We start from the raw sequence: 21951 nt of genomic DNA, 5'->3' as shown, positions 1-21951 counted from the left end.
CCGCGCTGAAAGACACGCTGCCTGACTACATGGTGCCGGCGTTCTGGGTGGAGATGGACGAGCTTCCGGTCACCGCAAACGGAAAGATTGACAAAAAAGCCCTGCCGGCGCCTGACATTGAAGCGGGAAGCGCCGTATATAAAGCGCCGGAAACGGAGATGGAGACGCTGCTTTCCGACATTTGGCAGGAAGTGCTCGGTCTTGATCAGATCGGCGTAAGCGATAATTTCTTCACGCTCGGCGGGGACTCGATCAAAGGCATCCAAATGGCGAGCCGTCTGAACCAGCACGGCTACAAGCTGGAGATGAAGGATCTCTTCCAGCATCCGACCATCGAAGAGCTCGTCTCTTATGTGGAGCGGACGGAAGGCAAGCAGGCCGACCAGGGCCCTGTCGAAGGCGAAGCGGCCTTAACGCCGATCCAGCGCTGGTTCTTTGAGAAAAACTTCACGGACAAACACCACTGGAACCAATCCGTCATGCTTCACGCGAAAGACGGCTTTGATCCGGACCTGGTGGAAAAAACCCTGCAAGCATTGATTGAACACCATGATGCGCTCCGCATGGTTTACCGTGAAGAAAGGGAAGGCATCATTCAGACATACCTCCCTGTCACAGAATGCAAGGCAAGCTTTGAAATCGTTGATCTGTACGGAACTGACGAGGATATGCTGAAAAGCCAGATTCAGCGGCTTGCCGATCATCTTCAGGGAAGTCTTGATCTGGAGAACGGCCCGCTGTTAAAAGCGGAGCAATACCGGACAGAACAAGGCGATCATCTGTTAATCGCGGTTCACCATCTCGTCGTGGACGGGGTTTCATGGAGAATTCTGCTTGAGGATTTCGCTTCAGGTTATAAACAGGCGCAGCAGCAAAACAGCATCGTCCTCCCGCAGAAAACCCACTCCTTTAAAGATTGGGCGGAGGCGCTGAACACATTTGCGCAATCAGAAGAGCTGAAAAAGCAGGCGGCTTATTGGGCGCAGGCAGATACGGAAGAACTCCGGCCGCTGCCGAAAGACCATGATCCGAACAAACGGCTCGTCAAACATACGGCGGCCGTGAAATGTGAATTGACTGAGGAAGAAACGGCACAGCTGCTCACAGATGTTCATCATCCGTACGGAACGGAAATCAACGACATTCTGCTCAGCGCGCTCGGCTTAACGATCGGTGAATGGACGGAAAACGGCAAAGTCGGCATCAACTTAGAAGGACACGGCCGGGAAGAAATCATACCGAATGTCAATATTTCACGGACGGTCGGCTGGTTTACGGCCCAATATCCGTTGATTCTGCAGATCAGCAAGGAAGACGGCGTCTCTTCCGTCATTAAAACGGTAAAAGAGACGGTGCGGCGCGTTCCTGATAAAGGTGTAGGATACGGGATTCTCCGGTATCTGTCATCCGATGAAGCAGAAAAAGGCGTCACGCCTGAAATCAGTTTTAACTACTTGGGGCAGTTTGACAATGAAGTGAAAACGGAATGGTTTGAGCCGTCTCCATATGATATGGGACGTCAAGTCAGCGAAGAGTCAGAGGCGTTATACGCACTGAGCTTCAGCGGGATGGTTACAGGCGGCCGCTTCGTCATTTCCTGCTCATACAATCAGGAAGAATATGAAAGAAGCACCGTCGAAACACAGATGCAGCGGTTTAAAGACAATCTCTTAATGATCATCCGCCATTGCACGGCCAAAGAGGAGAAAGAATTTACGCCGAGCGATTTCAGCGCGCAGGATCTTGAGATGGATGAAATGGGAGACATCTTTGACATGCTTGAGGAGAATTTAACGTGACAAAAACAGATAACAGAAGGGGGGAGCGGAGCAGATGAGCCAATTCAGCAAAGATCAGGTTCAGGACATGTATTATTTGTCGCCGATGCAGGAGGGAATGCTGTTTCATACTCTCCTGAATCCCGGCCAAAGTTTTTACATCGAACAAATGACAATGAAAGTAAAAGGCAGCTTGAATATCAAAAGCCTTGAAGAAAGCATGAATGTGATCATGGACCGGTACGATGTATTTCGTACCGTGTTCATTCACGAAAAAGTAAAAAGGCCGGTCCAAGTCGTATTGAAAAAACGGCAGTTTCAGATAGAAGAAATCGATCTGACACATGTAACGGACAGCGAGCAAACAGCCAAAATCAATGAATACAAAGAACAGGATAAGATCAAGGGCTTTGATTTGACGCGGGATATTCCGATGCGGGCAGCCATTTTTAAAAAATCGGAAGAAAGCTTTGAATGGGTGTGGAGCTACCACCACATCATTTTGGACGGCTGGTGCTTCGGCATCGTCGTGCAGGACCTGTTTAAGGTATACAATGCCCTGCGTGAACAAAAGCCGTACAGCCTGCCGCCGGTCAAACCGTATAAAGACTATATCAAGTGGCTTGAAAAGCAGGATAAACAAGCATCACTGCATTACTGGCGCGGGTACTTAGAAGATTTTGAAGGACAAACGACATTTGCGGAGCAAAGAAAGAAACAAAAGGACGGCTATGAGCCGAAAGAGCTGCTCTTCTCACTGCCGGAGGCGGAAACAAAAGCATTTACCGAGCTTGCAAAATCGCAGCATACCACTTTGAGTACGGCGCTTCAGGCGGTTTGGAGTGTATTAATCAGCCGCTACCAGCAGTCCGGAGATTTGATCTTCGGCACAGTCGTTTCCGGGCGTCCCGCAGAAATCAAAGGCGTTGAACATATGGTCGGGCTGTTTATCAATGCTGTCCCGAGGCGGGTGAAGCTGTCTGAGGATACCACATTTAACGGCTTGCTCAAGCAGCTGCAGGAGCAATCGCTGCAGTCTGAGCCGCATCAATATGTGCCGCTCTATGACATCCAAAGCCAGGCCGATCAGCCAAAGCTGATTGACCACATCATTGTGTTTGAAAATTATCCGCTTCAGGATGCAAAAAATGAAGAAAACAGTGAAAACGGCTTTGATATGGAGGACGTCCATGTTTTTGAGAAATCGAATTATGATCTCAACCTGATGGCTTCTCCAGGTGATGAGATGCTGATTAAGCTTGCCTATAACGGGAATGTGTTTGATGAGGCGTTTATCCTGCGCTTAAAATCTCAGCTTCTCACATCGATTCAGCAGCTCATCCAGAAGCCGGATCAGCCTGTCAATACGATCAGACTTGTTGATGAAAAGGAAAGAGAGCTTCTGCTTACCGGCTTAAACCCGCCGGCTCAGACTCATCAGGCGAAGCCTCTGACAGATTGGTTCAAGGAAGCGGTGAATGTAAATCCAGATGCACCGGCGCTTACGTATTCCGGCCAGACTCTTTCCTATCGTGAATTAGATGAGGAAGCGAACCGTCTTGCGCGCCGTTTGCAAAAGCAAGGCGCGGGTAAGGACACCGTTGTCGCGTTATACACGAAGCGCTCGCTTGAGCTGGTGATCGGCATTCTCGGCGTATTAAAAGCGGGAGCGGCTTATCTGCCGGTTGATCCGAAGCTGCCGGAGGACCGAATCTCGTACATGCTGGCTGACAGTGCGGCAGCCTGTCTGCTGACACATCAGGAGATGAAAGAAAAAGCGGCTCAGCTGCCGTATACAGGAACAACACTCATCATCGATGATCGAGCACGGTTTGAGGAACAGGCAAGCGATCCTGCAGCCGCAATTGATCCCGATGATCCGGCGTATATTATGTATACGTCCGGCACAACCGGAAAGCCGAAGGGCAATATCACCACTCATGCCAATATTCAAGGATTGGTCAAGCATGTAGACTACATGGCATTTTCTGAAAAAGATACGTTCTTATCTGTTTCCAATTACGCCTTTGACGCATTTACCTTTGATTTCTACGCATCAATACTGAATGCGGCACGGCTCATTATCGCAGATGAACATACACTGCTTGATACAGAACGGCTCACTGATCTGATCCGGCAGGAGAATGTCAATGTCATGTTTGCGACAACCGCACTTTTTAATCTTCTCACCGATGCGGGAGAGGAGTGGCTGAAGGGGCTTCGCTGTGTGTTATTCGGGGGTGAGCGCGCGTCAGTGCCTCACGTCAGAAAGGCGCTTGAGATCATGGGGCCCGGCAAGCTGATTAATTGCTACGGGCCGACTGAGGGAACGGTGTTTGCGACAGCTCACGTCGTGCACGACATACCGGATTCCATTTCCTCATTGCCGATTGGAAAGCCGATCAGCAATGCCAGTGTTTATATTCTTAACGGGCAAAATCAGCTTCAGCCGTTCGGAGCTGTCGGTGAACTGTGCATCAGCGGAATGGGTGTATCAAAAGGGTATCTGAACCGTCATGACCTGACGAAGCAAACGTTTATCCCAAATCCATTCAAGCCGGGAGAAATGCTTTACCGCACAGGGGATTTAGCACGCTGGCTGCCGGATGGAACAATTGAATACGCCGGGCGTATTGACGACCAGGTCAAAATACGCGGACACCGGATTGAGCTTGAAGAAATCGAAAAGCAGCTGCAGGAATACCCGGGTGTGAAAGATGCGGTCGTTGTTGCGGACCGCCATGAGTCTGGAGATGCATCAATCAACGCCTACCTCGTGAACCGGACGCCGCTTTCAGCTGAAGACGTAAAGAGGCACCTGAAAAAACAGCTTCCTGCTTACATGGTGCCGCAAACCTTTACTTTCTTAGAGGAGCTTCCGTTAACGACAAACGGGAAGGTCAATAAACGGCAGCTGCCGAAACCGGATCAGGCTCAGGCGGCGAAAGAATGGATCGGGCCTCGAAACGCGACGGAAGAAACGATTGCACATATCTGGTCCGACATCCTCGGCAGACAGCAGATCGGGATTCATGATGATTTCTTCGCGCTCGGAGGCCATTCCTTAAAAGCGATGACGGCAGCGTCGCGCATTAAAAAAGAGCTCGGTACGGACATTCCGGTGCAGCTGTTATTCGAAGCGACGACAATCGCAGACATTGCCGGTTATCTGCTTCACGGTGAAGAAAAAGGAATGAAAGATCTCACCATCATGAATAAAAATCAGTCTGACACACTGTTTGCGTTCCCGCCGGTTCTCGGTTACGGGCTGATGTACCAGCCGCTGGCAAAACAGCTGTCCGGCTATAAAATCTGTGCGTTTGATTTTATCGAGGAAGACAACCGCATCGAACGCTACACAGAGCTGATCAATCAGCTCCAGCCGGAAGGACCGGTCAAGCTGTTCGGATACTCGGCAGGCTGCACGCTCGCCTTTGAAACGGCCAAACGGCTTGAAGCCGAAGGCCGTAAAGTGGAGCGGCTGATCATGGTTGATTCCTATAAAAAACAAGGCGTCAGCGACTTGGAAGGCCGCACCGTAGAAAGTGATGTCCAGGCGCTGATGAAGGTAAACCGGGACAATGAAGCGCTGAATAACGAAGCCGTCAAAGAAGGTCTCGCCAAAAAAACAAACGCGTTTTATTCTTATTTTGTGCATACCGTCAGCACCGGCAGGGTCAAAGCGGATATAGATCTATTAACGTCAGAACCGGACTTTGCGATGCCGCCGTGGCTCGCTTCGTGGGAGGAAGCCACGACAGGTGAATACCGTGTGAAAAAAGGCTGCGGTACTCACGCAGAAATGCTTCAGGGAGAATGTCTCGAAAGGAATGCGGCATATTTGCTCGAATTCCTAAGGAAGGAACATCTGAAGCTGACAACTTCACGATAGAAAAGGAGGAAGCCCGCCAATGGTCCAGCTCTTTAAATCGTTCGATACCACGGAAAAAACGCAGCTTATCTGTTTTCCGTTCGCAGGAGGCTATTCCGCATCATTCCGCCCGCTCCACACCTATCTTCAAGGTGAGTGTGAGATGCTTGCCGCGGAACCGCCGGGACACGGAACAAATCAAATGTCCGCCGTTGAGGATTTTGAACAGCTTGTCAGTTTATACAAGCAGGAGTTGAATCTCCATCCCGACCGCCCGTTTGTGCTGTTCGGCCACAGTATGGGAGGCATGGTCGCTTTCAGGCTGGCGCAAAAGCTGGAGCGGGAGGGCATTTACCCGCAGGCCGTGATCATCTCAGCCATTCAGCCGCCGCATGTTGAAAGGAAAAAAGTGTCTCATCTTGATGATGAAAAATTTCTCGCCCATATTATCGAGCTTGGCGGAATGCCGCAGGAGTTAGTGGAGAATAAGGAAGTCATGTCATTTTTCCTGCCTTCTTTCAGATCCGACTACCGCGCGCTTGAAAGCTTCCGTCCGTCTGATTCTCACATCATTCAATCACCCGTCCATATATTTAACGGGCGGAAAGATAAAAAATGTATCAAAGATGCGGACGGATGGAAAAAATGGGCCGACAATCCCGTATTTCATGAGTTTTCGGACGGCCACATGTTCATATTAAGTGAAACTGAAAAAGTGGCGGAACGAATCTATGAGATTATTAACAGGAGCACTGCAGGCCAATTGTTATAGGATATGACAGACAGCATTCGCTGTCTGTTTTTTGTAACAAAATCCGCCCGCGAGTTTTCTCATTTATCAAAAATTTTATGTTATGATTTGATGGAATATAATTTTGAAGGGATTGTCGTACATGAATGATGCAGCAAAAGAGCTGAACAGAACATTATCTGAAGAAAACCCGCACGTGCTTCATATGCTTTCTGATTTGGGCAGAGAGTTGTTTTATCCGAAAGGGGTGCTGACACAATCGGCGGAAGCGAAAGCCAAGGCCGGAAAGTATAATGCCACGATCGGGATTGCCACCTCACAGGGCGAGTCCATGCACTTTTCCCATATTCAAGAGACACTGTCCGCCTATAACCCCGATGATATCTACGATTATGCTCCGCCGCAGGGAAAAGAGCCGCTCAGACAGGAATGGCTGAAAAAAATGCGTCTCGAAAATCCTTCATTAGCCGGCAAAGACATCAGCACGCCGATCGTGACAAACGCTTTAACACACGGGCTGAGCATTGCCGCCGACTTGTTCGTCAATGAAGGGGATACGCTGCTTCTGCCTGATAAATATTGGGGAAATTACAATTTCATTTTCGGTGTCCGGCGCAAGGCATCCATTGAGACCTACCCGCTTTTTCAGCAGGATGGGCGTTTTAATGCGGCGGGGCTGTCCGAGCTGCTGAAAAAGCAGGAAGAAAAGGCGATTGTCGTGCTGAATTTCCCGAATAATCCGACAGGCTACACGCCGGGAGAAGAGGAAGCGTCAGAAATCGTCAGCGTGATCCTGGAGGCGGCAGAAGCCGGCAAAGAGATTGTCGTGCTCGTAGACGATGCGTATTACAATCTGTTTTACGATGAAACGGCCATTCAGGAATCCATCTTCAGCAAACTCGCCCAAGTGCACGACCGGGTGCTTTGCGTGAAAATAGACGGCGCGACGAAGGAAAATTACGCGTGGGGCTTCCGCGTCGGTTTTATTACGTACAGCACAAAAAGCGAAAAAGCGCTGCGCGTGCTCGAGGAAAAAACAAAAGGGATTATCAGGGGAACGATTTCAAGCGCCCCGCACCCGTCCCAAACGTTTATGCTGCGGGCGATGCAGTCACCGGAATACGAGAAAGAAAAATCGCTGAAATATAACATCATGAAAAAACGGGCTGACAAAGTGAAAGCCGTTCTTGCAGAAAACAAGCACTATGATGACGTATGGACGCCTTACCCGTTTAACTCTGGTTATTTCATGTGTGTCCGGCTGAAAGACATAAACGCCGGCGAATTGAGAGTGTCGTTGCTTGAAAAGAGAGGAATCGGGACGATATCCATTAATGAAACCGATTTGCGAATCGCATTTTCATGTGTTGAAGAAGAACACATCGCGGATCTGTTCGAAGAAATTTATCAGGAAGCAAAGCAGCTGCAGAAACAGGCGGAAATATCAGGCTGACAAAAAAGGAGGGGGACACCCTCCTTTTTGTCTTTTATTCTGTTACATTTACTTTCCCATTCACATTTTCCCGGAGCATTTGCCTGAAAACGGCGATATCTTTTTGCGAATAGAAAAGTCGTTTCGGCAGCAGAAGTGTTCCGTAACCCGATGTTTGTAATCGAAACATATCTTTGTGCTCCCTAGCCGAGAGCAGTTCATCCCATTCAAAAAGAATGCTTGCGTTTTTTTGTTTTTGGCTGATTCCGAGCTGATGAATCGTAATACTTCTGGCAGATTTCAGCCGCTGATTCGTTTTGTATGTTCTATAAAGACGGAAGAATGAGATTGCCGTTGCGATCACCGTGACTGCCAAAGAGAGAATCACAGCTGCAAGGAAATTCAGGAGAGCTCTGACGCCCCATGTGCCGCCTGTAACCGGGCCGTTCATTTCAAAACAGATGGCAGAAGCCAGCAGCATAATCAAAAAACAGACAGCCGCGGATTTTCCTTGATGATAAGCAAAGTGTTTTCTTACATCGGCAAATGTTAAGCAGCCCGCGAGATAGATATTTTCATTTCGTGTGTTGATCATATTCCGTCTTCGTTTCCTTTCATTTTTTCCCTATGTCGTAATATGTTTTTTTTCCGCCGTCCTGAAGCATTGCTTCCCAAGACTCCGATGACGATACAGACGGCGCCGGCGATATGATACCAGCGGAGTGACTCATGGAGAACGAGGACACCCGCAAGCATCGTCACGAGGACGGAAAAATTGTTAAAGGCGCTCATCTTAAACGCTTCAATCTTGGACAGCGCGTAGTTTGACATCAATGATGTAATGAGAGAAGACAAAATGCCTAAATACAGAATCGCTGCGATAAAACCGGGATCGCGGAAGGGCAGAAAATACTGCCCGATCGTTCCTTCCGCTCCGTGCCGGAAGAGAGCGATGCAGTTGAAGGAAGCAAAGCCGATCGCAGACATGCACCAGGTCAGCTCACCCAATGAAAAACGCTGGGTCATGCGTCTCGCTGCCGTATTGTAAAGGGCGGAGGACAGCGCGGACAACAGGATCAGGCAAGCACCTTTAAAACTCGCCGATTCCGCGGACACCCCTTTCATTGTGAAAATAAATACCACCCCGGCCACTGACAGGCATGTGAATCCCTTTTGCGCCCATGTCGGACGTTCCTTTAAAAAGTAAGACGAAAACAGCATCGTAAAAATCGGGATGGCGGCTTGAATGATACCGGCTTCCGATGATGAAGAATACAAAAGGCCGAACGCCTGAAAACTGAAAAACAAAGCCGGATATAAAAGGGCCAAAGGCAAGATCGCCAGCACATTCTTCCAGCTGACGGACAGTTTGATCCAGCCGAATAAAACAGGAAGCATTGCACAGATGAAGGCCGCTGTGAACCGATGAGCCAATATATCAAACGGATTGGCGGATTGAAGCGCAATCTTGACAAATATAAAGGAAAAACCGATAATCAGCGCATTTAAAATGGCAGCGAGGTAAGCAGCAGCCAAACGGTTTTGATTAATCATCTTTACGAACTCCTTTAATGAGATCGAGCGCCGGCCGCTCCCTTTTATTGTATGGGAAGGGAAGAAGCAGTACAATGAGAATAATGATAAACTGTACCGGTACAGATGGAGGTTCAGCATGGAAAAGTATATGAACGTGATGATAGAAGTGGAGAGTCTCATTGAAGGCGGCACTTTTCAGGAAGGGGCGCGGCTGCCTTCTATCAGGCAGCTGGCCGAGCGTTTTCACGTCAGTAAAAGCACCGTCATCCGTGCGCTTCAGGAGCTTGAAAAACGGCACATTATTTATGCCGTGCCGAAAAGCGGCTACTATCTTATTAAAAATGAAAAAAAGCAGGAGCGAGAACAAACAGGTATCATTGATTTTGCAGCCTCGGCGCCGGACCCTGATATTTTTCCGTACCGCGACTTTCAGCATTGCATCAACAAAGCCATTGATATGTATAAAAATGATTTGTTCATTTACGGCACGCCGCAGGGGCTTCCGTCTTTAATCCGGGTGCTTCAGACGCTGTTATCCGATTATCAGGTATTTGCAAAAGAGCGGAACATTTTTATCACCTCGGGTGTGCAGCAGGCGTTATCCCTGCTGTCTCTGATGCCGTTTCCGAACGGAAAAAAGAAGATTTTAATCGAACAGCCGGGCTATCATCTGATGGTGGAGCAGCTTGAAGCGCTGCGCCTTCCCGCCTGCGGCATTAAACGGACGGCTGAGGGGCTTGATATGGCGGAAGTCGAGCGGCTGTTTCAGACGGAGGAAATTAAGTTTTTTTACACGATGCCCCGATTTCATAATCCGCTCGGCAGCTCTCTGACAGAATGGCAAAAACGAGAGCTTGTCCGATTAGCGGAGGCGTATGACGTTTATTTGGTTGAGGATGATTTCCTAGGAGATTTAGAGGACAATCAGAAGGCAGACCCGCTGTACGCCTACGATCTGTCTTCCCGCGTGATTTATTTGAAAAGCTTTTCGAAAATGATTTTTCCGGGGCTGCGTGTTGGAGCGGCTGTGCTCCCGGATTCGCTGGCCCCGGTTTTCCATACGTATAAAAAGCTGAGCGATATCGACTGTTCGATGATATCCCAAGCGGCCCTTGAAGTGTATATCAAAAGCGGCATGTTCAAAAGGCATAAAGAAAAAATCCGGGCCTCTTACAGAGCACGTTCCGAGCTGCTCCAAAACGCGCTGCAGGAGTACGGCGGTTTTTCTGTAAAGCAAACGTCGATCCATACCCATCTCGTGCTGGAGAAAAGCCTTTCCGCTTCAAGAGTTGTGCAGCGTCTGAAAGCGCAAGGCGTGCTGGTGGAGCCGATTGAGAGCCATTACCTATCGGATTTTCCGAAAGAAAATATCATCAAACTCAACGTGTCCAACGTCAAGACAGGGGATATCACGCGAGGCATCAAAATGCTGACGGATTGCTTATAACAGCTCTTCATACGTTTTCATCTCAATCCCGTCACAAAAATCGGGATGCGCCGCACAAACGGCCAGCTTATACTCCTCGTCCGCCTCATATGTGCGGATGAAACAAGGTTCATGTCCGTCCGGAAGTTCAATGGACACATGGCCGTCGTCTTTGAGGCGGACGCTGAATGAATCAAGCGGCAGGGAAAGCCCTTTTCCGGCCTGTTTGATAAAGCTTTCTTTCATCGACCACAGATGGTAAAAATAATCGGTCTGCTGATCGGGGTGTTTCGCTTGCAGATCACTGTATTCCGTGGGCGAAAAAAACCGTTTGGCGATATCAATCGTGCCGGGCTTCATTTTTTCAATATCAATGCCGATCGGTTTTGAATCAACGGCGCACACGATCCAGCGACCGGAGTGGGAAATATTAAAGTGCATGTCCGGAAGCGCGGGGATGTACGGCTTTCCGTATTCTTGGACGCCGAATGAAATCCCTGCCGGATCAAGTCCGTAAGCCTTCGCCGCAGCGGTGCGGATCAGCATGTCGCCGATCAAGGTGCGGTGAGCATCCTCCTTATGGTAAAAGCGCCGGCATTTTTCCCGCTTTTCGGCGGACACGGCCGCCATCATCCGATCCTCTTCCCCTGCAGAAAGCGGGCGGTCCATATATACTCCGTAAATCTTCATGTCCAGATCCTCCGTCTGAAAATATTGTCAAAACCATCCTATCATATCTGACGAAAGCTGTCCGAAAATAAAAAAACAAAACCGTTTCGGCTTTGTTTTTAATGAACGGACGTTGCCCGCCCGGAGATCGCGTATGTTAACAGTTTAGAGGACTGCGGCAAAGAAAAACGCAGAATCAGCCCCGTCAAAACAGCCGTAATAATGGTTCCGGCGCCGATAGGTCCGCCCATCATCCAGGCTGCGGCAAGAATCGTCAGCTCAATGCCATTCCGCACCCATTGCACGTTCCAGCCTGTTTTTTCAGATATCAGCATCATCAGAGAGTCCCGGGGGCCCGCGCCGAGCCCTGCTGATACGTAAATACCGACGCCGCAGCCGATCAGCAGCAATCCGATAGAAAAAAACACGGCCGCTAAGGAAAAAGCGTGCGTCTCAGGAAGCAGAAACGAAAAGAAATCAATAAACATTCCCATCAGCACCATGTTTAAGATAGCGCCGATTTTCGGGAGTGTCCTCGTGAACAGGCAGGTTAAAGCCACGATGACCGCGCCGACCACGATGGACCATTGGCCGACAGAAAGTCCGAAATGCTGAAAAAGCCCATAATGAAAGGCATCCCAAGGGCTGATGCCGAGAGCTTTTCCTTTAATGGTTAACGATACCCCGAAAGACAAAATCAACAGACCGGCAAAATAAAACGTCCAGCGCATCAAGAATTCCCGCTTCAAAGAGGTCCCTTCTTTCATAAAATTTCATTAATTGTCATTGTAGCATAACCGCCAAAAAAAAGAAGAAGCGAAATCAGTGTTTCGCTTCTTCTCCCGTTCCTACAAAGGATTCAGTATACGATTTAAAAACCGCTGCGTGCGTTCTTCTTTCGGCGCGGAAAAAATGTGGGCCGGCGGTCCTTGTTCCACAATGACGCCGCCGTCAATGAAGATGACTTCATCGGCCACTTCCTGCGCGAATTTGATTTCATGGGTGACGACGACCATCGTCCAGCCCTCGTTCGCCAAATCCTTAATCACTTTGAGCACCTCGCCGACCAGCTCCGGATCAAGCGCTGACGTCGGTTCGTCAAACAGCATCAGCTCGGGCTGAATCGCAAGCGCGCGGGCGATGCCGACCCGCTGCTGCTGACCGCCGGAAAGCTGGAACGGATATAAATCCATTTTGTCTTTCAGTCCGACTTTTTCCAGAAGCTCCATCGCTTCTTTTCTGACTTGCTCCTTGTCGCGCTTTTGCACTTGAACGGGTCCTTCCATGACGTTTTCAAGCGCCGTGCGGTGAGGAAACAGATGATACGCCTGAAAGACCATGCCTGATTTGCGGCGGAGGCGAAGAATATCAGCCTGCTTCACTTTTTTGGAGAAATCTATTGAAAAATCGGAGAATGCCAGCTCGCCGCGATTGGGGATCTCAAGCGCGTTCAGACAGCGCAGAAGCGTCGTTTTTCCTGAACCGGACGGCCCCAGAACGGCGATGACTTTCCCTTTTTCTATCTCCATATCTATCTTTTTTAAAATTTCATTCTGTCCGAATGATTTATTTAATCCTTTGACGGAAAGCATATCGAAACCTCCTTATTTGGCCACATAACGGTCGAGACGCCGTTCGATCACGTGCTGTACGATTGACAGCAAGAAGCAGATGATCCAATAAATAAAGGCGGCTTCAATATAGATGACCAAGATTTGATCAAGGTTTTGCGCGCCGATTTCCTGCGCTTTTCTGAACAGCTCCGCGACGAGAATCTGTGACGCGAGAGATGTATCCTTGATCAGGCTGATAAATGTATTTGATAATGGCGGAATGGACACGCGAAACGCCTGCGGCAGGATCACGCGGAACAATGTCTTGCGATAGGTCATGCCGATCGTATAACCGGCTTCCCATTGCCCTTTCGGCACGGATGAAATAGATGCCCGGATGATTTCAGAAGCGTAGGCGCCCACGTTTAATGAAAACGCGATGACTGCGCTTGGGAAAGGGTCCAGCGTAATATTAAATGTCGGGAACAGATAAAAAATGATGAACAATTGAACGAGAAGAGGAGTGCCGCGCACCGCTGATACGTATACGCTGAACACCCATCTCAATGGTTTCATATTTGACATTCTGGCGAGCGCCGTAATCAGCGCGATGATCATTCCAAAAATAAAGGAAAGAATGGTAAGGGGAATCGAGTAATAGATTCCCCCGGAAAGAATCGGCCAGAATGACTGCTGCACCAGATCCCAAGGAATGGCTGTTGCAATCACGGGTTCCGGCATGTTACTTAGAAACATCTTCGCCGAACCATTTTTTCGCTATTTTAGAAAGAGTCCCGTCCTCTTTCATTTCTTTTAACGCCTTGTTGACGTGAGTCACAAGTTCGCCGCTTCCTTTTCGGAATGCGAAATACGTCTGCTGCGGCTGGCCTGCTTCAAACGCGATTTTCACGTTTTTATTGCCGGACGTTTTTAAGTAGTTCAGTACGGCAAGCTTATCGTTGTAAGTCAGATCAGCGCGGCCCTGCTGAATGAGCTGAAGGGATTGAGCCATGCCTTCAACGCCTTCAATTTTCGCGCCGGCTTCTTTCGCTAATTTATTGTAATTGCTTGTTAATGACTGAGCCGCTGTTTTTCCTTTGACATCAGCCTCTTTCGCAATCGTGCTGTCTTTTTTCGTCACGACGACTGCATTTGACGTTGTGTATTTATCCGAAAAATCATATTGGTTCTCACGGCCTGTTTTGCCGACTTGGTTGGCAACGACGTCAAACCGTTTCGCGTTTAATCCGGCAAACATGCTGTCCCATTGTGTTTCTTTGAAGTCAGCTTTCAGACCGAGGCGTTTCGCGACTTCTTGAATCACTTCAACATCATACCCGGTCAGTTTGTCACTCTTTTTATCATGGAAGGTAAACGGTTCGTACGTTCCTTCTGTGCCGACGGTCAGTACGCCTTTTTTCTTGACAGAAGCCCAAAGATCGCCGTCTTTTGACTTAGATCCGCTGTCCTGTGAGTTTCCGCAGGCTGCAAGCATTGCGATGCTGACCATCATGAACAAAGCGAATAATGCTTTTTTCATCTTCTTTATTCCCCACTTTTCTGAGTAGTTTTATTGAGAAAAAATAGCTCCCAATTGTAAAGGATAACTTTTTTTTAGTATGAGTCAAGTAATTGGTTTTCATAAGCGGGAATTCTTCGTGTTCCGGATCAAAACAATTCCAAAAACTGTCTGACCGGCTTCGGCAGATAGCTGTCTTTTCTCCAGATGACGGCCGGTGTCATGACAAACGGGTTGTCTTCGATGATAACCGTTTTGACATGCGAGCGCATATGGACGGGAATCATCGTCAAAGGCAGAATTGTGGCGCCGAACCCTGATGATACGAGGCTCAAGAGCGTCGCGGAGTCATGGCATTCACAGACAACCTGAAGGTCGAGACCGTACTGTTCACAAACTTGGAGGACTTGGTCATACACACCTCTTCCATTGACGGTGCGCAAAAGGATCAAAGGCAAAGAGGCGATGTCATTCAGTTTAATCGTTTCACCGCACAGTCGTTTTGAATGCTCGGACAGCACCAATACACACGGAATGTCTTCAAGCTCCTTCGATTCAATGCCGTCGTTTTTAATCAAGGTGGTGGTGACGGCGGCGTCAATCTGCCGGGTTTCCAGAAGCTCGAGCAGTGAGACAGGCTCATCTTCCCAAATGTTAAAGGTGAGATGCGGAAACCGCTCTTTCATCTGTGACACTTTCTCAAGCATGAGCGCGGCGCAGTAAATGGTTGACCCGACGGCAAGTGTCCCGGCCACCTCCTCCTTCAGCTCTTGTACCTCGATAATGGCATCCTCAAACTTATGAAGAATCTCTTTCGCTCTTTTCAAAAAGACATTTCCTTCATATGTAAGGGTCATGTGTTTCTTTTTATTGCGGTCAAACAGAATGACGCCCAATTCTTCTTCGAGCTGTTTCAGCTGTCTGCTTAAAGGCGGCTGTGCCATATGAAGCTTTTTGGCGGCCGTCGTAATTTTCTGCTCTTGGGCAATGGTAATGAAATAACGCAATTGCCGGATATCCATGAGAACGCTCGCTCCTTTCTTTTATACCTTTAAGGTATGATACATAGATTTAACGAATATTTTTCATATGGATATATCAGGAGTATGATGGTTTTGACACCACATTTCAAGCGTAAAGGAGGGGTCAATATGAAGCTCGTCATCGGAATGACCGGGGCAACGGGAGCCATATTCGGGATCAGGCTTTTAGAATATTTAAAAGCCGCGGAGATCGAAACCCATCTTGTCGTGTCTCCTTGGGCAAATGTCACCATTACACATGAAACCGATTATACGTTAAAAGATGTCGAGAAACTCGCATCCTATACGTATTCTCACAAAGACCAAGCCGCGGCGATTTCAAGCGGTTCGTTTGAAACGGACGGGATGATCATCGCTCCGTGCAGCATGAAATCACTGGCAAGCATCCGCACCGGAATGGCTGACAATCTGCTGACAAGGGCGGCTGACGTCATCTTGAAGGAGCGGAAAAAACTTGTGCTGCTGACTAGAGAAACGCCGCTCAGCCAAATCCATTTAGAAAATATGCTAGCGCTTACAAAAATGGGTTCCGTCATTCTTCCGCCGATGCCTGCATTTTATAACAAGCCGGCTGACATGGATGAATTGATCGACCATATTGTGTTCCGGACGCTCGATCAGTTCGGCATCCGTCTGCCGGAAGCGAAACGGTGGTACGGAATTGAAAAACAAAAAGGAGGAATCTGATAATGGCCTATCAGGATTTTAGGGAATTTCTCGCCGCTCTTGAAAAAGAAGGGCAGCTCTTAACAGTCAACGAAGAGGTAAAACCGGAGCCGGATCTGGGCGCCGCTGCGCGTGCAGCCAGCAATCTCGGGGATAAAACCCCTGCGCTTTTGTTTAACAATATTTACGGACATCACCATGCGCAGGTGGCTCTGAATGTCATCGGCTCGTGGCCGAATCACGCGATGATGCTCGGCATGCCGAAAGATACGCCTGTTAAAGAACAATTCTTTGAGTTCGCCAAACGGTACGATGCATTTCCGGTGCCGGTCAAACGGGAAGAAACCGCGCCGTTTCATGAAAATGAAATAACGGAAGATATCAATCTATTTGACATCCTTCCGCTATTCAGAATCAACCAGGGGGACGGCGGCTACTATTTGGATAAAGCGTGTGTCATTTCCCGCGATCTTGAAGATCCGGACAATTTCGGCAAGCAGAATGTCGGCATTTACAGAATGCAGGTAAAGGGAAAAGACCGCCTCGGCATTCAGCCCGTGCCTCAGCATGATATTGCGATTCATCTTCGCCAAGCTGAAGAACGCGGCGTGAATCTTCCCGTTACGATCGCGCTCGGCTGTGAGCCGGTGATTACGACAGCTGCGTCAACTCCGCTGTTATACGATCAATCCGAGTATGAAATGGCCGGCGCGATTCAAGGGGAGCCCTACAGAATCGTCAAATCTAAATTGTCTGATTTAGACATCCCTTGGGGCGCTGAAGTCGTTCTGGAAGGAGAGATCCTTGCGGGAGAACGGGAATACGAAGGGCCTTTCGGTGAGTTCACGGGCCATTATTCCGGCGGCCGCAGCATGCCGGTGATCAAAATCAAACGGGTATATCATAGAAACAATCCGATTTTTGAACATTTATACTTAGGCATGCCGTGGACGGAGTGCGATTATATGATCGGCATTAATACGTGCGTGCCGCTTTACCAGCAGCTCAAGGAAGCTTATCCGAACGAAATTGTCGCCGTGAATGCGATGTATACGCACGGCCTGATCGCCATCATTTCAACGAAAACGCGCTACGGCGGATTTGCCAAGGCGGTCGGCATGCGCGCCCTGACCACGCCGCACGGACTCGGCTACTGCAAAATGGTCATTGTCGTGGATGAGGATGTCGATCCGTTTAACCTGCCGCAAGTCATGTGGGCGCTCTCAACGAAAATGCATCCGAAACACGATGCAGTCATCATTCCTGACCTGTCCGTCCTTCCGCTTGACCCGGGGTCTGATCCGGCAGGGATGACACACAAAATGATTCTTGACGCCACGACGCCCGCCGCGCCGGAAACAAGAGGCCATTATTCTCAGCCGCTTGATTCTCCGCTGACAACGAAAGAATGGGAACAAAAACTGATGGACTTAATGAATCAATAAGAAAGGATGAGGTTGCAATGAAAACATGCCCGCGCTGTGAATCGAAAAAAGGAGAAACCGTCAGCCAATCGCCGGTCAAAGGCGCTTGGGAAATTTACCAATGCCAAACCTGCTTTTTCACATGGAGATCCTGTGAACCGGAAAGCATCACGAATCCGGCGGCATTCAACCCGGCATTTAAAATCGATCCGAAAGAAACGGAGACGGCCGCACATGTTCCCGCTGTTCCGGAAAGAAAAGCGTAATGCTGACGGAGCACTTGCCGGAGGCGCTTTACACACTTTTAGACGGGACGGAGCTTGAAAAAAAGCAGCACGACGCATTTGTGCTCCAATCCGTGACAAAAGAAGGCCGTCCGCACGCGGCCATGATCAGCGCCGGTGAAATCGTGGCCGTGAGCAGAACAAATCTCCGGCTCGCCTTATGGAAAAACACGACGACCGTAAGCAGCCTTCTGCATTCGGGACAAGCTCTTTTCATCGCCTGGCACGGAGGAGCCGCATATTACGTCACATTGGAATGTGAGGCGCTTCCGCCGCTGAAAGAGGCGAAACACGAGCGGGAACGGTTCAGCTGCCGGGTGATCACCGTCAAGGAAGATCGGGCGAAATACGCGGATCTGACATCCGGACCGGCCATCCAGCTCCACGAACCGGAAGATGTCTTGAAGAGATGGAGAGAAACACTTGAGGAGTTAAAACAATAGACGCATCAAAAAAGCCTGCGGACGATTCCGCAGGCTTTTCTTTATCTGTTATTGAACGCCTTTCATCGCCCGTTTAATGACGGGAGACAGAAGAATCAAAATAATACCGAGAATGATCGAAACAAGACCGATTGAGCCGAAGTAGGCCGCTTCAGAAATCTTATCAAACAAACCGACTACTTTTGCGTTCAGGGCTTGACCGCAGGCGTTTGTTAAAAACCACATACTCATCGTCTGCGCTGAGAAAGCGGCAGGCGCAAGTTTCGTTGTGACGGATAAACCGACCGGTGAAAGGCAAAGCTCACCAAGCACAACCAAAAGGAAGCTGAGCACAAGCCAAAGCGGGCTCACAAGCTCGCCGCTTCCGCCCATAACCGGAAGCACCATGACTAAAAATGATAATCCGGCAAGGATAATGCCGATCGCGAATTTAATCGGTGTTGAAGGCTGGCGTTTGCCGAGCTTCATCCAGATCCAGGCGAACACCGGCGCGAAAATAACGATGAATAATGGGTTCAGAGACTGGAACCATGAAGACTCAAGATGCATGCCTGCAAAGGAAAGTCTCGTGCGCTGATCCGCATATAAAGCAAGAATCGTCGCGCCCTGCTCCTGAATCGCCCAGAACATTGCCGCTGCAATAAACAGCGGAACATAAGCCGCAAGCCGTGATTTTTCCGTTTTCGTCGCTTTTTTGCTCGTGAACATCACGATAAAGTAAATAACCGGAATGACAATGCCGAGGATACTGACGGTGTCAATCACACGCTGGATCGTCAGCCAGCCGGTTTGAATCAGAACGATAATAACGGCTGCTGCGATGACCACTCCGATTCCCGTGCCGATCACTGATGATTTAGAAATCGGATTCGGTACATTGGAGCCTGCTTTGCCGAGGTATTTCTTTCTCGTAAGAGCGAAAACAATCAGTCCGAGGAACATACCGGCCGCGGCGCATCCGAAGCCTAAGTGGTAGTTGTACTTCTGTCCGAGTGTTCCGACAATTAGCGGCGCAAGCAATCCGCCGAGGTTGATCCCCATGTAAAAGATGCTGAAACCTGAGTCGCGGCGCTCGTCTTCCTTCGTATATAAATCTCCGACAACGCTGGATACGTTTGGTTTAAGCAGGCCGGTTCCGATAATGATCAGAGCCATGCTGGTAAAAAACGCTGCCGTGCTGCCAGGGAAGGCAAGAGCGATGTGCCCGAACATAATTAAAATTCCGCCGTAAAATACGGTGTTTGCCGTGCCGAATACCCGGTCGGCCAGCCATCCGCCGATGACGCTCGACATGTATACGAGAGATCCGTATATGGACATGATGGCAACTGCGGTCGTTTTATCAAAGCCGAGACCGCCATGAGCGACTTCCGTGTATAAATAGTAAAGCAATATGGCTCTCATACCATAGTAGGAGAAACGCTCCCAAAATTCGGTGAAAAACAGTGTAAACAAGCCGCGGGGATGACCGAAAAAGCCTCGTTGCGGCACAGTTTCTGTTATAGAGTCCTTATCAATAGATGCCACCTGAGCCAACCCTTTCTTAAAAAAGTGTATTACAAAAATCATATTCTTATATAATACTTGTGTCAATATAATTTATACTGAATTCAAAAAATTCCAGAATGAAAAGATATTAAAACGTTGAATATAGACGAATTTCCCTAATTCCAATGACTTATTTTGTTATATTATCTAACTAAACTATCTTTATAAACTTTTTTAATAAAATTTAAAGTATGTACAGGCGGAGCGGGATATGGCGGAATAAGATGACAATAAGAGAGGAAGGAGGAGATTATCACTTGCCGAATCGTATATTGGATATTACGGATTGCGGTGTGGCGGCAGACGGAAAAACCGATGTGACGGGCGCCATCAACCAATGCTTGGCCAAGGCCGTCAGCGAAGGCTGTCATACGGTGTTTTTTCCGCCGGGAACCTATAAAATCAACGGCACGCTTGGCGGGGACAGCAGCCAGCCGTTTCGGAACGCCGGGATTAACGTGCCGAGCCATCTCACCATCGTTTTAGATCCGGAATGCACGATTAAAGTGGCGCCGAACAGCTCCTGGGGCTACTCGGCTTTCTATATAGGCAGGCGGGAAAATGTCACCATCACCGGCGGCCGGATCATCGGCGAACGGGATGAACACACGTATACCAATGTCCCTTTGCGTTCGACCCATGAATGGGGGTTTGGAATCTGTATTGAAGGCAGCAGCAATGTGCTGATCGAAAATGTGAAGATTTCGGATTTTACGGGAGACGGCATTATTGTCAGCCCGCTCGGGTTAAAAACAAACAGTGATTACGAAACTTCAGAACAGGTGACCATCCGCCGCTGTGAGATCAGGCAGTCAAGGCGAAACAACATTTCAATCACCGGCTGCAATACCGTTACGGTAGAAGAATGCGTGATTGAAGACGCCGGGCAAGGGAACGGAACGGCTCCGAAATTCGGAATCGATATTGAATCGTACGGAGAAGGCGATATTGATTATGAAGAAGCTCTTCATATTACGGTCCGCAACAACTTCTTTTCCGGAAACGCCGCAAGCTCAGTCACCAACTTTAACGGATATAATGTGTTAATTGAAGGAAATCATTCCGATAACACAATCAGCTACGGGTATGGGGCACATACCGTCATTTCGGGGAATATCTTCTTTCGGTCAGACGGCGGCTCAAGGACCGCAGTCGCCGGACAAGGTGTGTCACAGGGACAGGACAGCAGCAATGCCGTCATTTCCAACAATCTGATTACCGGTTTTTCCACCGGAGTAGATGTAAGGGGAAAAAGCGTCCTCGTCACCCATAACAAAATCAGTCAATTTGAAAATACGGGCATTTCCGTCTATCAGGCGGAAGATGTGACCGTTGACGGCAATGTCATTGAAAACGGACGTTCCGAAACGAGACGAAGCACGGGGATGCGGGCGACGCTGTCCGAAAACGCCGTCTTTACGAATAACACTCTGAATCAGGTGACAGACGGAATCACCATGTCGGCCGGCAGTATCATCGTGAAACAAAATGTGCTGAAATCGTTCAGCCGGGGCATATGGGTCACAGGCGGAAATGCCGTTATTGAAGGAAATACGCTCATTCCGAATGCGTATCAGGGCGTCGCGGAGTCCTATGCCGTATCTGTGACAAATGACGCCAGGGCTGTCATCAAGGGAAATCTCTTCAAAAGCTACAAAAACTATCCCATTTTCAGTTCAACATCCTCGGGAACCTCTGTCATCAGCAACCGCTTTGAATCATCACCGCTTATCGTTACCGTGTATCTGAATTCAGGCACGCATGAAGTCATAGACAATACGCTCACGATCAACCGAACGGCGGGCAGCCCGATCGGCATCTATCTGAACGGAGCCTCAAATTCCCTCGTGTCGGGCAATACCATCAACAACCTTTCCGCCGCTTCTGCTTCCGCCATCCAAACCAATTCCTCCGCAAGTACTAAAATCATCGGCAACCGCATTATCAAAGGCGTCATTGTGAAACACACGACAGATACGGACAGCGGAAATATCGTCATCTGAAAACA

The 21951-nt window shown here is 48.9% G+C and carries 19 protein-coding genes; 10 read left to right on the top strand and 9 right to left on the bottom strand.

The features are described from left to right. The 4 genes from D5S11_RS14990 to D5S11_RS14975 all read left to right on the top strand — a co-directional run. A partial coding sequence (locus D5S11_RS14990; protein ID WP_241211465.1) for a condensation domain-containing protein occupies positions 1 to 1799 on the top strand: 1799 nt, incomplete at its 5' end. Positions 1800 to 1833: 34 nt separating this feature from the next. Continuing rightward, positions 1834 to 5670 carry a surfactin non-ribosomal peptide synthetase SrfAC gene (gene srfAC / locus D5S11_RS14985; protein WP_108725170.1) on the top strand — a complete coding sequence of 1279 codons (3837 nt, stop codon included), beginning with the start codon at positions 1834 to 1836 and terminating at the stop codon, positions 5668 to 5670. Positions 5671 to 5689: 19 nt separating this feature from the next. Next, positions 5690 to 6421 (top strand): surfactin biosynthesis thioesterase SrfAD, encoded by a 732-nt coding sequence (srfAD, locus tag D5S11_RS14980; RefSeq protein ID WP_012116775.1) that lies wholly within the window; start codon positions 5690 to 5692, stop codon positions 6419 to 6421. Positions 6422 to 6542: 121 nt separating this feature from the next. Next, positions 6543 to 7853: an aminotransferase class I/II-fold pyridoxal phosphate-dependent enzyme gene (locus D5S11_RS14975; protein WP_039062591.1), complete on the top strand. Its 1311-nt coding sequence runs from the start codon at positions 6543 to 6545 to the stop codon at positions 7851 to 7853. A 34-nt stretch (positions 7854 to 7887) separates the two neighbouring features. Here D5S11_RS14975 and D5S11_RS14970 read toward each other — a convergent pair whose 3' ends face one another. Both D5S11_RS14970 and D5S11_RS14965 read right to left on the bottom strand, forming a co-directional pair. After that, positions 7888 to 8427, bottom strand: coding sequence for a YcxB family protein (locus tag D5S11_RS14970; protein ID WP_007410241.1), 540 nt, complete (start codon positions 8425 to 8427; stop codon positions 7888 to 7890). Further along, entirely contained in the window at positions 8424 to 9386 is a 963-nt protein-coding gene (locus D5S11_RS14965; RefSeq protein WP_108725169.1) for a DMT family transporter, read from the bottom strand. Before D5S11_RS14965 ends, D5S11_RS14970 begins: the two co-directional genes overlap by 4 nt. Before the next feature lie 118 nt (positions 9387 to 9504). Between D5S11_RS14965 and D5S11_RS14960 the strand changes: the two genes are divergently transcribed. Then, positions 9505 to 10815 (top strand): aminotransferase-like domain-containing protein, encoded by a 1311-nt coding sequence (locus tag D5S11_RS14960; RefSeq protein ID WP_007410243.1) that lies wholly within the window; start codon positions 9505 to 9507, stop codon positions 10813 to 10815. Here D5S11_RS14960 and D5S11_RS14955 read toward each other — a convergent pair. The 6 genes from D5S11_RS14955 to D5S11_RS14930 all read right to left on the bottom strand — a co-directional run bounded on the left by D5S11_RS14955 (position 10810) and on the right by D5S11_RS14930 (position 15557). Continuing rightward, positions 10810 to 11484, bottom strand: coding sequence for a 4'-phosphopantetheinyl transferase family protein (locus D5S11_RS14955; RefSeq protein WP_012116780.1), 675 nt, complete (start codon positions 11482 to 11484; stop codon positions 10810 to 10812). The two genes, D5S11_RS14960 and D5S11_RS14955, sit on opposite strands and share 6 nt — an antisense overlap. 98 nt (positions 11485 to 11582) lie before the next feature. Beyond that, positions 11583 to 12230 carry a YczE/YyaS/YitT family protein gene (locus D5S11_RS14950; protein ID WP_077392018.1) on the bottom strand — a complete coding sequence of 216 codons (648 nt, stop codon included), beginning with the start codon at positions 12228 to 12230 and terminating at the stop codon, positions 11583 to 11585. 81 nt (positions 12231 to 12311) lie between these two features. Next, positions 12312 to 13055: a cystine ABC transporter ATP-binding protein TcyC gene (gene tcyC / locus D5S11_RS14945; protein ID WP_039062593.1), complete on the bottom strand. Its 744-nt coding sequence runs from the start codon at positions 13053 to 13055 to the stop codon at positions 12312 to 12314. A 12-nt stretch (positions 13056 to 13067) separates the two neighbouring features. Next, positions 13068 to 13772, bottom strand: a complete 705-nt coding sequence (locus tag D5S11_RS14940; protein WP_003156375.1) for an amino acid ABC transporter permease — start codon at positions 13770 to 13772, stop codon at positions 13068 to 13070. Beyond that, positions 13759 to 14556, bottom strand: a complete 798-nt coding sequence (gene tcyA, locus D5S11_RS14935) for a cystine ABC transporter substrate-binding lipoprotein TcyA (RefSeq protein ID WP_020955311.1) — start codon at positions 14554 to 14556, stop codon at positions 13759 to 13761. Before tcyA ends, D5S11_RS14940 begins: the two co-directional genes overlap by 14 nt. 128 nt (positions 14557 to 14684) lie before the next feature. Further along, positions 14685 to 15557: a LysR family transcriptional regulator gene (locus D5S11_RS14930; protein WP_015416796.1), complete on the bottom strand. Its 873-nt coding sequence runs from the start codon at positions 15555 to 15557 to the stop codon at positions 14685 to 14687. 93 nt (positions 15558 to 15650) lie between these two features. Between D5S11_RS14930 and D5S11_RS14925 the strand changes: the two genes are divergently transcribed. From D5S11_RS14925 to D5S11_RS14910, 4 genes are read left to right on the top strand one after another with little or no spacing between them, the layout of a single operon-like run. Further along, positions 15651 to 16265 carry a non-oxidative hydroxyarylic acid decarboxylases subunit B gene (locus tag D5S11_RS14925; protein ID WP_088005476.1) on the top strand — a complete coding sequence of 205 codons (615 nt, stop codon included), beginning with the start codon at positions 15651 to 15653 and terminating at the stop codon, positions 16263 to 16265. Between the two features lie 2 nt (positions 16266 to 16267). Beyond that, positions 16268 to 17689, top strand: coding sequence for a phenolic acid decarboxylase BsdC (gene bsdC, locus D5S11_RS14920; protein WP_007410249.1), 1422 nt, complete (start codon positions 16268 to 16270; stop codon positions 17687 to 17689). A gap of 17 nt (positions 17690 to 17706) precedes the next feature. Then, on the top strand, positions 17707 to 17934 hold the full coding sequence (locus tag D5S11_RS14915) for a non-oxidative hydroxyarylic acid decarboxylases subunit D (RefSeq protein WP_007410250.1): 228 nt from the start codon (positions 17707 to 17709) through the stop codon (positions 17932 to 17934). Further along, on the top strand, positions 17934 to 18395 hold the full coding sequence (locus D5S11_RS14910) for a hypothetical protein (protein ID WP_007410251.1): 462 nt from the start codon (positions 17934 to 17936) through the stop codon (positions 18393 to 18395). The genes D5S11_RS14915 and D5S11_RS14910 overlap by 1 nt, the downstream gene beginning before the upstream one ends. 48 nt (positions 18396 to 18443) lie before the next feature. On the opposite strand, the gene D5S11_RS14905 is transcribed toward D5S11_RS14910, so the two are convergent. After that, positions 18444 to 19922, bottom strand: coding sequence for a peptide MFS transporter (locus D5S11_RS14905; protein WP_007410252.1), 1479 nt, complete (start codon positions 19920 to 19922; stop codon positions 18444 to 18446). A gap of 278 nt (positions 19923 to 20200) precedes the next feature. Between D5S11_RS14905 and D5S11_RS14900 the strand changes: the two genes are divergently transcribed. Further along, positions 20201 to 21946 (top strand): right-handed parallel beta-helix repeat-containing protein, encoded by a 1746-nt coding sequence (locus D5S11_RS14900; RefSeq protein ID WP_108725168.1) that lies wholly within the window; start codon positions 20201 to 20203, stop codon positions 21944 to 21946. The last annotated feature ends 5 nt before the right edge of the window (positions 21947 to 21951 follow it).

This window comes from Bacillus sp. L75, from assembly GCF_003676355.1.
Classification (GTDB): Bacteria; Bacillota; Bacilli; order Bacillales; family Bacillaceae; genus Bacillus; species Bacillus velezensis.
This window is presented reverse-complemented; position numbering and strand designations above follow the sequence as displayed.